The following is a 14,356-nucleotide window of genomic DNA, read 5'->3' as shown; positions in this document are numbered from 1 at the left end:
GTACGAGGTGCGGACGCCGGGGCCGGCGACCGGGTCGAAGACGGCGTCGACGCCGCCCGGCGACAGCTCACGGACCCGTGCGGCCAGGTCCGGATCGCGGTAGTCGAGTGGTTCGACGCCGAGGTCGCGCAGGCCTGCGTGGTGCCGTGCGGCGGCGGTGCCGATGACCCGCAGGCCGAGTTGGCGGCCGAGTTGGACGAGCACGGTTCCGACGCCACCGTTCGCGCCGTGCACGAGGATGGTCTGCCCGGCCCGCAGGTCCGCGCCGCGCAGCATCTGCCAGGCGGTCACCCCGTTGACCACCACGGTCTCGGCCTCGGCGGGATCGAGGTCCGCCGGCACGGGGGTCAGGACGTCGACGTCGACGAGTGCGTGGGTGGCCCAGGCGCCGGTCTTGGTGACCGCCGCCACCCGGGTGCCGATCAGCGAGTCGTCACCGCCGGGGCCGACGGCCCGGACCGTGCCGACGAGGTCGTAGCCGGGCACGAACGGGAACTTCGGCTGGCCGGGGTAGAGGGCCCGGCGCATCTGCTGCTCGGCGAACGAGATGCCGGTGGCCTCGACCTGGACGAGGGCCTGCCCGCGTCCGGGTGCGGGCATGGCGCGTCGGTGCAGCTGGAGCCCGTCGGGCTCGACCACGCCGGGCAGCACCACTTCGGTGATCGTCGTGTCGGTGGTCATTGGTTTCTCCCTCTTGTTTGTAAGTGTGCACTCACACACTTGTGACGTCCGAAAAGTGGGCCGCCAGCGCGGCCCACTGTCGGGAGTCGGATCAGGGGTGGCGGATGCCGGCGGTCAGAGCGCGAGCCCACGGCTCGGGCACCTGCTCCAGACCGGCGGTCACGATCAGGTGGCAGAGCTGCCCGTACGCGAAGAACTGCTGCACCTGCGCGTCGCTGGCACCGGCCCGGTCCTGCACGAAGGTCGCGACTCGGCGGTAGCCGGCGCGGACCGCCTCGGCGATCTCCGGGATGTCCGTGACGGCCTGCGCCTGAACCTGGAAGAGCAGCAGATCGCGGTCGGCGATCAGCTCGGCGTAGGCACGGCCCATCGCGTCGAGCACCTCCTCCGGGCTGCCACCCGCGGCGCGCTCCGCCCCGGCCTCGATCGCCGTGGCGATCCGTTCGAAGCACGCACCGGCAGCCGCCACGAACAACCCGAGCTTGCCGGAGAAGAGCCGGAAGACGTACGCCTCGGAGATGCCCGCGGCGGCGGCCACGGCGGTGACCGGCGTGGCATGGAAGCCGGTGCGGGCGAACGCCGACACGGCGGCGTTCAGGACGGTGACCCGGCGGGCCTCGGCGGTCGATCGCATGTTTGTAAGTGTGCACTCACAAACAATGAATCGTCAAGCCCACCGCCCCAGACGACCCCGCGCCAACGCTGACCGGCGGCGCTCACTCCAGCGGGTAGAGACGGGCCGGATCGCCGGGCCGGAGGCTGTCCGGGACGTCGTCAGCAGTGCTGGCGGCGATCGAGCCGAGCAGAGCCAACGAGCGCGCCGACTCCGTGCCGGGCTCGGCGTGGTAGATCACCAGCAGCTGCCCGTCGGCGCCCGCTACCGCCAACTTGTCGCAGTACAGGTCGAGGTCACCCACCTCCGGATGGTGGAGTCGGCTGATGATGCCCTCGCGGCGACGCACCTCATGGCGTGCCCACAACCGGCGAAAGCAGTCGCTCTTGATCGACAGCTCCCCCACCAACGCGGCCAGCCGCGGGTCGTCCGCGTCTCCGGCCGAGTCGGCACGCATCTGCCCCACCACGCTCTGCATCGCCTGCCGCCAGTCCCGGAACAGGTCCCGCTCGGCCTCGTCCAGGAACACCGCGCGGAGCCGGTTGGCCCCCGGGGCGAGATTCGGCGACAGCGCCCTGGCCATCGGGTTCGAGGCCAGGATGTCGAGGTAGCGGTTCTGCACGAAGGCCGGCATGGAGAGCTGCCGCAGCAGGTGCAGGATGCTGGCCGGCACCCTCTCGACGGACGGCCGGGCCGCCCGGCGCGAACGCACCCGGGTCAACCCGATCATGTACGCGGTCGCCTCCGGGTCCAACCCGAGCACCCCGGCGAGCGCATCGAGGACCTGCACCGAGGGGTGCCGTTCGCGTCCCTGCTCCAACCGCAGGTAGTAGTCGGCGCTGATGCCCGCCAGCATCGCCACCTCCTCGCGCCGCAGCCCCGGCACCCGGCGCAGACCCACGCCCGGACCGAGCCCGACATCCTCGGGTCGGATCTGCTCCCGACGGGCACGCAGGAAGTCGCCGAGCTGGTTGGTCGCGTCCATGTCCTCGACGGTAGGCCGCTTCGCCGACCGGTGACTGGTCGTGTCACTACCAGGAACAACTCGCCCTGCCGGCCGAACGGCTGCCGGCGCACAGTCGCAACTGACCACTGCGATGACGGATCGAGGACGACATGAGCGAGAACCTTCCCGGCGGCCCGCTGACCCTGGCCGACGGCCTCACCCTGAGCCGGATGGGTTACGGGGCGATGCAGTTGGCCGGCCCCGGGGTATTCGGCCCTCCCCGCGACCGCGACCAGGCGCTCGCGGTGCTCCGCGAGGCCGTCGACCTGGGGGTCCGGCACATCGACACGAGCGACTTCTACGGCCCGGTGGTGGTCAACGAGCTGATCCGGGAGGCGCTGCACCCGTACCCCGAAGATCTGCACCTGGTCACCAAGGTCGGCGCGCGGCGCGGCGACGACGGCTCCTGGATTCCCTCCCTGGAGCCGGCGGCCCTGAAGGCCCAGGTCCAGGAGAATCTCCGGCACCTCGGCCTGGAGGTCCTCGACGTGGTCAACCTGCGGGTCGGCATGTCGGAGAGCACCACTGACGCGCCCGTCGGTGAGCAGTTCGCCGCGCTCGCTGAGCTGCGGCAGCAGGGCCTGATCCGGCACCTCGGGCTCAGCGGCGTCACGCTGAACCAGCTCACCGAGGCCCAGGCCATCGCACCGGTGGTGACGGTGCAGAACCTCTACAACCTCGCCAACCGACAGGACGACGCCCTCGTCCACAGGTGCGCGGCGGAGAACATCGCGTTCGCCGCGTTCTTCCCGCTCGGTGGGTTCACGCCGTTGCAGTCCGACACGCTCGACGGCGTCGCCGCCCGAGTGGGTGCCTCGCCGCAGCAGGTCGCCCTGGCCTGGCTGCTCCAGCGCTCCCCCACCACCGTGCTGATCCCCGGCACGTCGAGCGTGGCGCACCTGCGGGAGAACGTCGCCGCAGCCGACCTGAAGCTGCCGGCCGACGCGATCGAGGAACTGGACGCAGTCGCCGCCTAGCCGGTTCTAGTGCTCGTGGGGCCGGTTGCGGATCACTGTGAGCGCGAGCACGGCGGTCACCAGGAAGACGATGCCGTTGATCCGCAGACCCGCCTGGACACCAGAGGTCAGCGCCTCGGCCAGCGCGGACCGGACCGGATCGGGCAGTGGCTGGTCGCCGGTGGCACCGGCGGCCACCGCCGCCTGGACGGCCGTCCGAGTCGGCTCACCCACCTGGTGGGCGGCGAGCCGGTCCGGGAGGTCGGCCAGCATCGTGGTGGTGAGCAGCGTCCCGAGCAGGGACGAGCCGATCACCGAGCCCACCTGACGGGCGGCGTTGACCGCGCCGGAGGCCATGCCCGCCTGGGCAGGCGCGACGCTCGCCAACGCCGCCGCCGTGGCCGGGGCCACCACCAGGGCGCTGGCTGCGCCGAACAGCGCGAGCAGTGGCCAACGCTGGCCGAACGGGGTGGTCGGGCCCTGGGCGGCCAGCCCGAAGCTGGCCAGGGCACCGAGGACGAGGCCGGCGGTGAGGGGAGCCTTGAATCCGGTACGACGAATCAGCCGCCCCGCTCCGAAGGCCGCAGCCGCGTAGACGCCGAACAGCGCCAGCATCCGCCAGCCGGTGTCCAGCGGGCTGAGTGCCTGCGCGCGCTCGTGGAACAGGACCAGCAGGATGGCCACGCCGGTGAAGCCGAACAACGACACCGCGGCGACGACCATGACGGCGCTGAACGAACCGGACCGGAACAGCCGAACGTCGAGCATCGGCGCGCTGGTGCGCAACTCGACCAGCACGAACCCGACGAGTGCGACAGCCGCCACCACCCAGGCGGCCACCATCACCGGGCTGGTGTAGCCGTCCTTGCCACCCTGGATCATCGCGTAGACGGCGGCGGCTATGGCGACGGTGCCGAGCAGCAGGCCGGGTACGTCGAGTCGGGCAGCACTCGGCCGGGCCTCCGCCACTCCGATGGCGGCGACGACGAGGGTGACCACACCCAGCACGATCGTCGACAGGTAGACGCTGTGCCACTGGTAGTGCTGTAGCAGCGCGCCGGCGATGAGCGGGCCGACCGCGAGACCGACACCGGACGCTGCGGACCACGCGGTGATGACCTCGGTACGCCGGTGCGGGTCGGTGAAGGTCGCGCTCAGGATCGCAAGGCTGTTGGGCAGGATCAGGGCCCCTCCGAGGCCGGCGACCAACTGCCCGACGATCACCCAGGCCGCGTTGGGGGCACCGGCCACCACGGCACCGCCAACGATCATGGCGATGACGCCGGCGCCGAACATGCGCCGGCGTCCGTAGCGATTGCCCAGCGTGGCGGCGGACAGCACCATGCTCGCCACGACCAGGGTGTAGGCGCTGGGGATCCAGATCACGGTGGTGGGGTCGATCCGAAGGTCACGCTGGATGGTCGTCAGGGCGGAGACGGTCGCGGTGATCTGCAGGAACGTGATCATCGCGCCCAGACACGTGGCGATCAGGGTCATCGCGCGAGAGCCGCGGAGCGACGGCCGCGCAGTGGCTGGCGCGGCCGCGGTCGGGGCCGTGGTGTTGGTGGTCACTGGCGTCCTCGATGCCGGTCGGGCTGACTTGCATCTGCATAAGCCAGCAGCGTCCCAGTGAAGCACCTGACTAGCCTCGACGCAAGTCAGGTAGGCTGGACCACATGGAAGACCTACGAGACGATCGCGACTCCTGGTCGACTGCGAACTGCTCGGTGGCCCGGGCGATGGACATCGTGGGCAGCAGGTCGACCGTCCTGATCATGCGTGAGGCGCTGCTCGGCACACGCCGCTTCGACGACTTCGTCCGCCGGGTAGGCGTCGGCGAGCCCGCCATGGCCGCCCGCCTCAAGGAGATGGTCGCCGCCAACCTGCTCGAACGGATCCCCTACCGGGAGCCGGGGCAGCGCACCCGCCACGAGTACCAACTCACCCGCAAGGGCCGCGAACTCCTGCCCGTGATCACCGCACTGCGCAACTGGGGCGACACCTGGGCCGCCGACGAGGCGGGCCCGTCCGTCACCTCCACCCACCGCAACTGCGGAGAGCCGGTACGCGCAGTGCTCCGCTGCGCAGCCGGCCACGACGTGGAGAGCGGCGACATCGACATCAACGCCGGGCCGGGAGCGATCCGGCGCGCCTGACGGCTCCGGCTTGTTGCGGCAGCGCAGCCAACAGCGCCCGCCGATCGACGGCTCGCGCACGGGGCGGCCCAATCAGGCGGGCTCTTGCCCCAGCCGCCTGCTAGCCGGCCTCGACCCACGGCCGCCAACCAGACGGCGTCCGCTCACGGCCGCCAGCCGGGCGGTCGACGCCAGGGCTACCGTTCATGCATTGATCATGGCCACTGAAAATGTCGTACACCTGTTCTAGTATCCGGTCATGGTTGAGGAGTTGGCGCAGGCGGACGACGCGGTCGCTGCCTGCGTCGACACGGCCGCCTGGCCTCTCACCGAGCAGGAGCTGGTCGCCGCGCTCGACGCTGCGCACCGTCTTCAGCAACGCCTCGCCGCCGTCACCCTGACCCTGGTCCGCGAGATCGACGGCCGCGGCACCGCCCGCGCGCAGGGCGCCTCCACCACCGCGGTCTGGCTACGCGAACGACTGCGCATGACCGTTCCCGCCGCCCGCCGCCTGGTCGACCTCGCCACCGCCCTGGACACCGGCAACCCTCAGGTCCGGCAGGCGTTGGCCGACGCGGATATCACAGTGGACCAAGCCCGGGTCATCGCCGACACCGCCGCCACGGTGACGGCCTCGGCAGGCGCCGAGGTAGCCGACAAGGCAGTCGGCGTGCTCGTCGACTGGGCCGCGCAGTTCGACCCCACCCTGCTGCGTCGGATGGGCACCCGCATCCTCGACCACGTCGCCCCCGACCTCGCCGACGCCGCCGCAGCCGCAGCATTGGCCGCCGAGGACGCCCGCGCCACCCGCGACCGACACCTCACCATCTCCGAACAAACCAACGGGCGACTCCGGCTCACCGGCACCCTCAACGCCGAAACCGCCGCCCTGCTACGCGCCGCCATCGACCCGCTCAGCGCACCCGCCGGCCCCGACGACACCCGCTGCGCGGGCCAACGCCGCCACGACGCCCTCGCCGACGTCTGCCGCCTCGCCCTACGCACCGGTGAGCTGCCCGACAGCGGCGGCGATCTGGCCCAGATCGTTGTCACCACCAGCTATGACGGGCTGACCCGGCAGCTAGGCAGCGGCGCACTGGACATCGGCCTGCAGCTCACCCCCGACACGGTGCGCCGGCTGGCCTGCGACGCTGCCATCCTGCCCGCCGTCCTCGGCGGCGCCGGCCAGGTCCTCGACGTCGGTCGACAACGCCGGCTCATCACCGGTGCGCTACGTCGGGCTCTGGTGCTGCGCGACGGCGGCTGCGCGTTCCCCGGCTGCGACCGACCACCCCGCTGGTGCGCCGCCCACCACATCCACCACTGGGCCGACGGCGGGCCGACCAGCCTCGACAACGCCGTGCTGCTCTGCGGCCACCACCACCGACACGTTCACCGGGGCGAGTGGACGGTGCGGCTCGGCGACGACGACCATCCGGAGTTCATCCCGCCCGCCTGGCTCGACCCCGAGCAACTGCCGCGCCGCAACCACTACCACCGGCGGACGTAGCTCACGTCGTGGCCCCGGCCTTCGCGATCGTTTCGGTGTCCCGCCTTTCGGCGGCCAGCAGCGACCAGACCTCTACGTCGTGTCGCTCGCCGCCGAGCGGGAAGGCCTGCCGCAGAACGTCGTCACGGTGTTCGCGGTGATCGATGCTGTTGACTCCCTCGATACCCTGCGGGGGTCGGTCGGGGAGAGGTCGCTGATGCTCAAGGACGTCACGTCGGTACGTGTGGTCGCCTACTTCCCGTGTCAGCTGTCCACCGAGGCCGGATCCCGACGTGACGTGCCGACGGGGTGGAGCGTCACCGACGGCCTCGACGACCTCGCGTTGCAGCCCTACGGTCAACGGCTCCTCGACGAGCTGCTCGGCAGCATGCCACGGCCGACCATGGAGATCAGCGGTGGCCAGGAGATCCTGCGGGCGGCCGGAGAGGAGATCGAGACCTCCCTGCTGCCCACGACGGCCTCTGGCGCGTGGCAGGTGCTCTCTGCCCGGGTCAGCCTCTGGAACGTCGACTGCGGTCTCCTGTGCATCACCTACCAACTGCCGGACGGCATCGTCAGTGGCACCGGGGACGTGGTCGACGAGGTGGCCCCGCCGGTGCAGCGGATGGTGCCCGCGGTGACCCGGCTCCTGCGCGCCATCCTGCCGGCGGCGGTCGGTGAGGACGAGGTGTTCGTGCTCTGGGCCAACACCACCTTCGCCGTCCGAGTGGACCCGGACTGCGATCCGGCGCGGCGGCGCGCCATCGCCGAGGCATTCACCCCGGACGGTGTGGACTGCACGCCCGACGGAGCCCGGGGTGGCGTGCTGCGGGTCGGCTCGCACACCACAGCGGTGGTCAACGACTTCGGGTCGCGTCCGGCCCTGCTGTTGGCGCGGTTGACCGGGGTGCACCACGTCTGCTGGGCTGCGGCCCTGCGCTACGACGCGGTGCTCTCGGCCGAGCTGTCCCAGATCGACCCGGGGCGCGCGGACCTGTCGATGAGTGCTCTCGAAGACCAGGCCAAGCGCATCCTGCGCGGTTACCACCGCATCCGCCTGTTCCGGCTCGGCTATTCGTCGGTGGAGGCGCACCTCGACGCGGCCGGCGGCACCGTCTGGAACGCGCTGGAGCAGCAGTGGAAGTTCCGGCTCGTCCTCACCACGTTGGACGAGCGGCTCGACTTCGTCCGAACGCTGCACCAGCAACTGGTCGGTCGTCTCCAGGACCGTCGTTCCCGCCTGCTCAACGAACTGGTGCTGGGTTTCACCTTCCTCAACATCTTCGCCATCGTGCTCGCCGCACTGACGTTCGTGGCACTGCCGAGCCTCGACGTGGGACTCCTGGCCTCGGTGATCGGGATGGTGATGCTGCTGGTGAACCTGACCGCGTACCTCGCCTTCCGGCGGCAGATCAACGACCCGGGTCGGAACCCGAGGGCGTCGGCCCGCCCGTGACCGGCTGCCGGCATGAAGAGGGTGCGGTACGCCCTGTCACTGCGTCGCCAGGCGGTAGACGATCGCGCCCGAGAAGAGCGCGAACAGTGCGAGCGCCATCAACCAGTCGGGGAATCGGCTGCGAGAGCGGGGTGAGCCTTCGGCGGTCTGCCGCTCGTCGGCGATCGTGCCGAGACGGTCGACCAGGTTTTGACCTCTCGATCCTCGGGTGCCCAGCAGCGAGTCGGACAGACCCCACGCATGGTCAGGTGCGCGCATCCGGCCCCGGCCAATGTGGATCATCTCGTACTAGTGTCTGCCGCATGGCTTTGCGACCGGACGAGTTCTACGACCACGCGCTCGCTGCTGCCGACGGCGAACACCGTCTTCCGTTGGCACGCATGACGGGTTGGGACATCAGCCCGTTCGACCCGGACGGACTTCGGGTGGCGCCGTTGCGGCCGCCGGTGCTCCCGGAGCCGGACCGGCACGGCGAGGACCCGTCGGACTGCGATGCCTGCCGCAACCGGAATGAGGGGATCTGGTTCAACGAGCGCTGGCGGCTGATCCGGATCAAGGGCGTCGGCGTACCGCTGGTGCTCATGCTGATGCCGCTCGAACACCACGACATGGAGGATCTGCCCGACGAGTTGGCCGCCGAACTGGGGTTGTTGAGCACCCGGATCGCGCGCCACGTGCAGGCGCTGCCGCACATCTCGCGGGCCCACGTCTACCGCTTCGGGGACGGCGGAGCACACCTGCACATCTGGTTCTTCGCCCGGCCGGAGGGGCAGGCCCAGTTGTTCGGGTCGTGGCTGGTCGCCTGGGACGACCTGCTGCCGGAGTACCCGGCGGACGTGGCCGACGCCGATGCCGACGTCGTGGCGGACGCGTTGGTCGAGTCCCACGGTGGCCACCGGCTGTCGGACCCGGGGGATAGCCTGCCGGCATGACGAGCGCCGAGCTGGCTGAGTTGGTCGTGGCGGATGCCGACGGGTTGCGCACCTGGTTGTCGGCCAACCACACCTCGTCGCCCGGGGTCTGGCTGGCCCTGACCAAGAAGGGCGGCACGGTCACGACGCTGACCTGGCAGCAGGCGGTCGACGAGGGCCTGTGCTTCGGCTGGATCGACGGGCAGGCCCGCAAACGGGACGAGGGGTCCTCGTGGATCCGGTTCACCCCGCGCCGGCCGCGCAGTTCCTGGTCGCAACGCAACGTGGCGAACGTGGCCCGGCTGGAGGAGTCGGGGCGGATGATGCCGGCGGGGCGTGCCGCGGTGGAGGCGGCGAAGGCGGATGGTCGGTGGGCGGCGGCCTACGCCCCTCCGTCGGAGGCCGAGGTGCCGGCCGACCTCCTCGCCGCCATCGCCGCCGAGCCCGCCGCGCAGGCGATGCTCGACGTGCTCACCAAGGCCAACCGGTTCGCCCTCATCCACCGCCTCAACGCGGTGAAGCGGGTGGAGACCCGCGAGCGGAAGATCGTCGAGTTCGTCGCCATGCTGGCCCGGCACGAGACGTTCTACCCGCAGAAGGCGAGACCGTTGCCGGCGGATGACGTCGTCGCGCCAGGGAGCGCCAGCGACCGGACCGATTGACTTTCGATAGGTAACGAGCGAAACTCGATGCATGGTTACAGAGCATCGAGCGGTAGCCGCTCTCAGAGTCTTTCTCGTGGTGCTGTTCGGGGTCCTGGTCGTGTTCCAGACCCTCTCGCTGCCCGGTCAGTTCGCGTACATGGCCGAACAGTCGCCGGAGGACGCGCACCTGCGCTGGCCGGCGACCGCCGTGACGGTGTTCTGGGTGCTGTGCGTCCAGGTGGTCATCGTCGCGACGTGGCAGTTGCTCAGCCTGGTCAAGAACGACCGCATCTTCACCGAGGCGTCGCTGAAGTGGGTGGACGCCATCGTCTGGGCGATCGCCGCCGCCTGGGTGGTGCTCGTGGGGGTCTTCCTCTGGGTCGGCTTCAACGCGGACGACCCGGGAGTGCCGCTCCTGCTGTTCCTCCTGACGGTGGGCGTCACCGTGCTGGGGCTTCTCATGGTGGTGATGCGTGCGCTGCTGCGGCAGGCCACCACGCTGCGCAGCGACATGGAAGCGGTGATCTGATGCCCATCGTCGTCCGCATCGACGTCGAGCTGGCCAAGCGCAAGATGAGCGTCGGAGAGTTCGCCGAGCGCGTCGGGCTCACGCCGGCCAACGTGGCGGTGCTCAAGAACGGCCGCGCCAAGGCGGTCCGCTTCAGCACCCTGGAGGCGATGTGTCGGGTGCTCGACTGCCAGCCCGGAGACCTGCTCGAATGGGTGGAGGAGGAAACCCCATGAGGTACGCCCTGATCGTTGCCGCAGTCCTCGGGGTGGCGCTCGGCATCGCCGCCGTCGTGCTCGGAGGGGCCGACGACTCCCCGGGCCTACAGCTCATCGGCGTCGTGCTGGTGATCGGCGCGGTGGTGTTCGGCATCCGCAACCTTCGACGCGGCAGCTAGCCGCCCGGCTTCGGCCGACCCTCCCGTAGTAACGATCAAGTAACGGGCGCGAACCTTTCCCGGTAGGTCGCCTGTCTTGATGGTCGTCGGCCCGCCAGGGCCAGGGGAGGCGTCGGATGAAGCTGGTGTGGAGGCGGGCCCGCGAGGCGCGAGGGCTGTTGGTCGCGGCGGTGATCGCCGCCCTCGTCGCCGTCGCGTTGGTCACCGGGCTGTCTGACTACAACCGGCGGGCGGTGGACGCCGGGCAGCGAGCTCTGGTCGCCGCCTCGCCGGCCGAGGAGCGCGGGCTCCTGGTCAGTGGGTCCGGTGGACGTGACGCGGCGGAGTTCGCCAACCGGGACAAGGCGGTCCGCGCGGAGTTCGCCGACGGGCTGGCGGGTGCCCCGGTCACCGTCGCCGCCGGCCGGTACGGCACCGGCCGGGAGCTGACCGGCGACCTCGGGCAGGTTCCCCGTCCGGACGACGAGCCGGTCTTCGCGAACCTGGCCACGCTCGAGGACCTCGCCGGCCACGCGGAGTTGACCGCCGGAGCCTGGCCCCGCCCCGGCGCGAACCCCGTCGAGGTGAGCCTGCCGGAGCGGGTCGCCGGCACGCTGGGCCTCACCGTCGGCGAACGCATCCCGGTGCGTGACCGGGCCACCGAACGGCGCGGTGAGCTGGTGCTCGCCGGCACCTGGCGGCCCCGCGACCCGACCGACGCGTACTGGCTGCTGGCCCCCGGGGTCGGAGCGGGCAGCGCCGGTTCCGGCACCTCGTACGGGCCGTTCACGCTCGACCCGGCTGACTTCGTCACTACGTTCCCGGGCTCGGTGTCGGCGTCCTGGCTGGCCCAACCGGACCTCGGCGGCGTCGACACCGCCGACCTGCCCGCCGTGCGGAAGGCCCTGACCGAGGCGACCACCGCGGTGCCCGAGGCAGCTCAGCTCGGCAGCTCCGGGCAGGCGGCGACGAAGATGGAGACGCTGCTGGACCGGATCGGCCGCGCCGATCTGGTGGGTCGTTCCTCGCTGGCCACCCCGCTGTTGCTGATCCTGGTGCTCGGTGGGTACGCGCTGGTGCTGGTCGCAGCCCTCCTGCACGAGGACCGCCGCCCGCAGACCGCGCTGCTGCGGGCCCGCGGCGCCGCCCGCCGGCAGTTGGCCGGCCTGGCCGCCCGGGAGGCGACCCTGGTGGTCGCCCCGGCCGCCGTGCTCGGTCCGCTGATCGCCGGTGAGGCGCTGCGGTACATCCGACCCGGCGGGTCGGCGTCCCTCTACACCGCTGGCGGCAACACCACACTGGTCTGGGCGGCAGCGGCGGCCACCGCAGCCGGCTGCCTGGTCGCCATGGTCCTCCCGACGCTGCGCGGCGCCGGCACGTATGTGGCCGACATGGCGTCCCGGTCCCGGCCGAACCGGTCGGCGAGCGTCCAACGCGCCAGCGTCGACCTGGTGCTCGTGGCGCTCGCCGTGCTCGCCTGGGTGCAGCTCCGCCGGTACGCCTCGCCGCTGGCCGGCTCGGGCGGCCAGCTCGGGCTCGACCCGCTGCTGGTCGCCGCCCCGACGCTCGGCGTACTGGCCGGTGCCGTGCTGGCGCTGCGGGTGCTCCCGCCGCTCACACGGTTCGCGGAGCGCTTCGTCGACCGACGCCCCTGGACGGCCACCATGTTCGGCATGTGGCAGGCCGGCCGGCGTCCGCACGCCGGCCCGGTCCTGCTGCTCGCCCTCGCCGTCGGCGGCAGCACCCTGGCCTGGTCCCTGATCAGCACCGGCGAGCGGTCCCAAGTCGAGCAGGCCGGATACACGGTCGGCGCGGACGTCCGGATCACCGAACGGGCCGGTGTCGCCCCGCCGAACAGGGCCGCTCAGCTCGCCACGCTGCCGAGCGTGAACCGGGTGCTGCCGGCCTGGCGGGACGAGGTGCGGGTCGGCCGGCAGAACCTGCCGGCGACCGTGATCGGTGTCGACCCGGCCAACGCACCCGGTGTCGTCCGCCTCGCCGACCGCCTCGGCGACGGGCCGGCCTCGGAGCAGTACCAGCGGATGGTCGGCGCGCGGGCAGCAGCCGGGGGCGTCGAGCTACCCGAAGGCACCCGCACGATCACCGGCACCGTCCGTACGCCGGTGGGGAACGCCGTCGAACCGCACCAGATCTCGGTGGCGCTGCTGGTCACCAGCGCGGAGGGCCTCGCCTTCCGGCTGCCTGCGGTCGACGCCCCGAGCAACGGGCGGGCTACCCGCTTCACCGTCCAGCTACCGGACGTGGGGGGAGCGCGGCTCCGGGTGGCCGGGTTCGAAGCCGACGGTGGGCGGGCAGCCGGTGACTCGTATGGGCTTCAGGTGAGCGACCTGAAGCTGGTCGACGCGGCCGGTACGGCTCGCCCTGCCGACGTCGCGGGTGAGTGGGCGACGACCTGGGTCGGCGGACCGCGCGTGCCGGTGACGGTGAGCGGCAGCGGATTCGTGAGCAGCCGTCCGATCGAATGGCAGCCGGGGTGGGAGCGCATCGACCAGGACCCGACCCGGTTCGTCGTCGTGCCCGCCGCGAAGGCGGCCGTACCGGTGCTGATGACCCCCCAGGTACGCGAGGCGCTGAGCCTGCGGGTCGGCGACACCGTCGACCTCACGCTCTCCGGGGCGACGTTGCCGGTGCACCTGGTCGGTGAGCTGAGCGCTGTGCCGACCACCACCGCGGCCGGCGTGCTGCTGGACCTGCCCGCAGCGGTCGACGCGCTGATCCGTGGCGGCGGGACCCTGCGGCCCGTACCGGAATGGTGGATCGGTGCCGCCGACGCGACCGCTGCCGCGCAGGCGGCCAGCGAGCTGCCCGGAGTCACCGTCCTCAACCGGGAGGCGGTGTACGAAGCGGCCGCCGACGACCCGTACTGGCAGGGTTCGCGTACCGGAATGCTCGCCGCCGCGCTCGGCGCGGTGCTCCTCGCCCTCGTCGGTCTGATGGTGGACGTGTGGGCCACCGCCCGTCGGCGGCTCGGCGAGTTCGCAGTACTGCACACCCTCGGCGCGACGCCCCGGCTGATGGCCCGGGCGCTGCTGGCCGAACAGACCTTCCTCGCCGGCATCGGCGTGGGAGTCGGGTTGCTCCTCGGTGCCGCGGTCGGCGCGACCATGGCCCCACTGGTCATCCTCACCCCGGCCGCCGGCCGACCGATCCCCCCGGCGACGTTCGTGTTGCCCTGGGTTCCGATCGGTCTCACCGCGGTCGGTCTGCTGCTGGCGGCGCTCGCCTTCAGCGCGTTCATCGCCACCGGCATCCGTCAGCGGGTGGCGGCGGTGCAGCTGCGAATCGGGGGAGAACGATGAGCGTCGGCGCGGCCGTCCGGCGGGTCCGGACGTACGGCGGGCAGTTCCTGCTCCTGGCGGTGCTGACCCTGGTGGTCACGCTGCTGATCAGCGGGGTGCCCCGACTGGTCAACCGGCTCGCCGAACAGGGGTTGCGAGCGCAGTTGGTCAGCGAACCGGCTGCCCGCCGCCGCGATGCCCAACAGCAGGGCGATCGCCAATGATGCCGTGCCGAAGTCCCGCGCGTAGTGCTCGCTGAACGGTGGCGTGAGATCCACCGTC

General features: G+C 71.6%; 16 protein-coding genes. 11 read left to right on the top strand and 5 right to left on the bottom strand.

What is annotated here, in order from left to right:
* The 3 genes from ACWCO3_RS20215 to ACWCO3_RS20205 all read right to left on the bottom strand — a co-directional run.
* Positions 1-681, bottom strand: a 681-nt coding sequence (locus tag ACWCO3_RS20215) for an alcohol dehydrogenase catalytic domain-containing protein (RefSeq protein ID WP_450011429.1), incomplete at its 3' end; no start/stop codon positions are given.
* A 91-nt stretch (positions 682-772) separates the two neighbouring features.
* Complete coding sequence (locus ACWCO3_RS20210; RefSeq protein WP_145786108.1) at positions 773-1,315, bottom strand: TetR/AcrR family transcriptional regulator; 543 nt, start codon at positions 1,313-1,315, stop codon at positions 773-775.
* A gap of 82 nt (positions 1,316-1,397) precedes the next feature.
* Positions 1,398-2,279 carry a helix-turn-helix domain-containing protein gene (locus tag ACWCO3_RS20205; RefSeq protein WP_145786107.1) on the bottom strand — a complete coding sequence of 294 codons (882 nt, stop codon included), beginning with the start codon at positions 2,277-2,279 and terminating at the stop codon, positions 1,398-1,400.
* Between the two features lie 131 nt (positions 2,280-2,410).
* Between ACWCO3_RS20205 and ACWCO3_RS20200 the strand changes: the two genes are divergently transcribed.
* Positions 2,411-3,277, top strand: a complete 867-nt coding sequence (locus ACWCO3_RS20200) for an oxidoreductase (RefSeq protein WP_450011426.1) — start codon at positions 2,411-2,413, stop codon at positions 3,275-3,277.
* Positions 3,278-3,283: 6 nt separating this feature from the next.
* Here the strand turns inward: ACWCO3_RS20200 and ACWCO3_RS20195 are convergent, their stop codons facing one another.
* A complete protein-coding gene (locus ACWCO3_RS20195) occupies positions 3,284-4,753 on the bottom strand; it encodes an MFS transporter (RefSeq protein WP_450011424.1) in 1,470 nt (489 codons plus the stop codon).
* A gap of 179 nt (positions 4,754-4,932) precedes the next feature.
* Between ACWCO3_RS20195 and ACWCO3_RS20190 the strand changes: the two genes are divergently transcribed.
* The 3 genes from ACWCO3_RS20190 to ACWCO3_RS20180 all read left to right on the top strand — a co-directional run bounded on the left by ACWCO3_RS20190 (position 4,933) and on the right by ACWCO3_RS20180 (position 8,336).
* Entirely contained in the window at positions 4,933-5,412 is a 480-nt protein-coding gene (locus ACWCO3_RS20190) for a winged helix-turn-helix transcriptional regulator (RefSeq protein WP_358162047.1), read from the top strand.
* 238 nt (positions 5,413-5,650) lie between these two features.
* Entirely contained in the window at positions 5,651-6,901 is a 1,251-nt protein-coding gene (locus ACWCO3_RS20185; protein ID WP_450011421.1) for a DUF222 domain-containing protein, read from the top strand.
* 79 nt (positions 6,902-6,980) lie between these two features.
* On the top strand, positions 6,981-8,336 hold the full coding sequence (locus ACWCO3_RS20180; RefSeq protein WP_357934046.1) for a hypothetical protein: 1,356 nt from the start codon (positions 6,981-6,983) through the stop codon (positions 8,334-8,336).
* Positions 8,337-8,372: 36 nt separating this feature from the next.
* On the opposite strand, the gene ACWCO3_RS20175 is transcribed toward ACWCO3_RS20180, so the two are convergent.
* Entirely contained in the window at positions 8,373-8,618 is a 246-nt protein-coding gene (locus tag ACWCO3_RS20175; RefSeq protein ID WP_450011419.1) for a hypothetical protein, read from the bottom strand.
* Between the two features lie 20 nt (positions 8,619-8,638).
* On the opposite strand from ACWCO3_RS20175, the gene ACWCO3_RS20170 reads away from it, so the two are divergent.
* From ACWCO3_RS20170 to ACWCO3_RS20140, 7 genes are all read left to right on the top strand, one after another.
* Positions 8,639-9,268, top strand: coding sequence for a hypothetical protein (locus ACWCO3_RS20170; RefSeq protein ID WP_358162757.1), 630 nt, complete (start codon positions 8,639-8,641; stop codon positions 9,266-9,268).
* Positions 9,265-9,909 (top strand): YdeI/OmpD-associated family protein, encoded by a 645-nt coding sequence (locus tag ACWCO3_RS20165; protein ID WP_358162759.1) that lies wholly within the window; start codon positions 9,265-9,267, stop codon positions 9,907-9,909. The genes ACWCO3_RS20170 and ACWCO3_RS20165 overlap by 4 nt, the downstream gene beginning before the upstream one ends.
* Positions 9,910-9,985: 76 nt before the next feature.
* Complete coding sequence (locus ACWCO3_RS20160) at positions 9,986-10,420, top strand: DUF2975 domain-containing protein (RefSeq protein ID WP_244311836.1); 435 nt, start codon at positions 9,986-9,988, stop codon at positions 10,418-10,420.
* Complete coding sequence (locus ACWCO3_RS20155) at positions 10,420-10,635, top strand: helix-turn-helix domain-containing protein (RefSeq protein ID WP_030336216.1); 216 nt, start codon at positions 10,420-10,422, stop codon at positions 10,633-10,635. The genes ACWCO3_RS20160 and ACWCO3_RS20155 overlap by 1 nt, the downstream gene beginning before the upstream one ends.
* A complete protein-coding gene (locus ACWCO3_RS20150; RefSeq protein WP_357934058.1) occupies positions 10,632-10,796 on the top strand; it encodes a hypothetical protein in 165 nt (54 codons plus the stop codon). The genes ACWCO3_RS20155 and ACWCO3_RS20150 overlap by 4 nt, the downstream gene beginning before the upstream one ends.
* 116 nt (positions 10,797-10,912) lie before the next feature.
* Entirely contained in the window at positions 10,913-14,095 is a 3,183-nt protein-coding gene (locus tag ACWCO3_RS20145) for an FtsX-like permease family protein (RefSeq protein ID WP_450011416.1), read from the top strand.
* Entirely contained in the window at positions 14,092-14,298 is a 207-nt protein-coding gene (locus tag ACWCO3_RS20140; protein ID WP_450011414.1) for a hypothetical protein, read from the top strand. Before ACWCO3_RS20145 ends, ACWCO3_RS20140 begins: the two co-directional genes overlap by 4 nt.
* Positions 14,299-14,356 lie beyond the last annotated feature (58 nt).

Source organism: Micromonospora sp. NPDC002411, assembly GCF_053592955.1.
The sequence above is the reverse complement of the archived record's forward strand: the minus strand, read 5'-3'. Positions and strand labels throughout refer to the sequence as shown.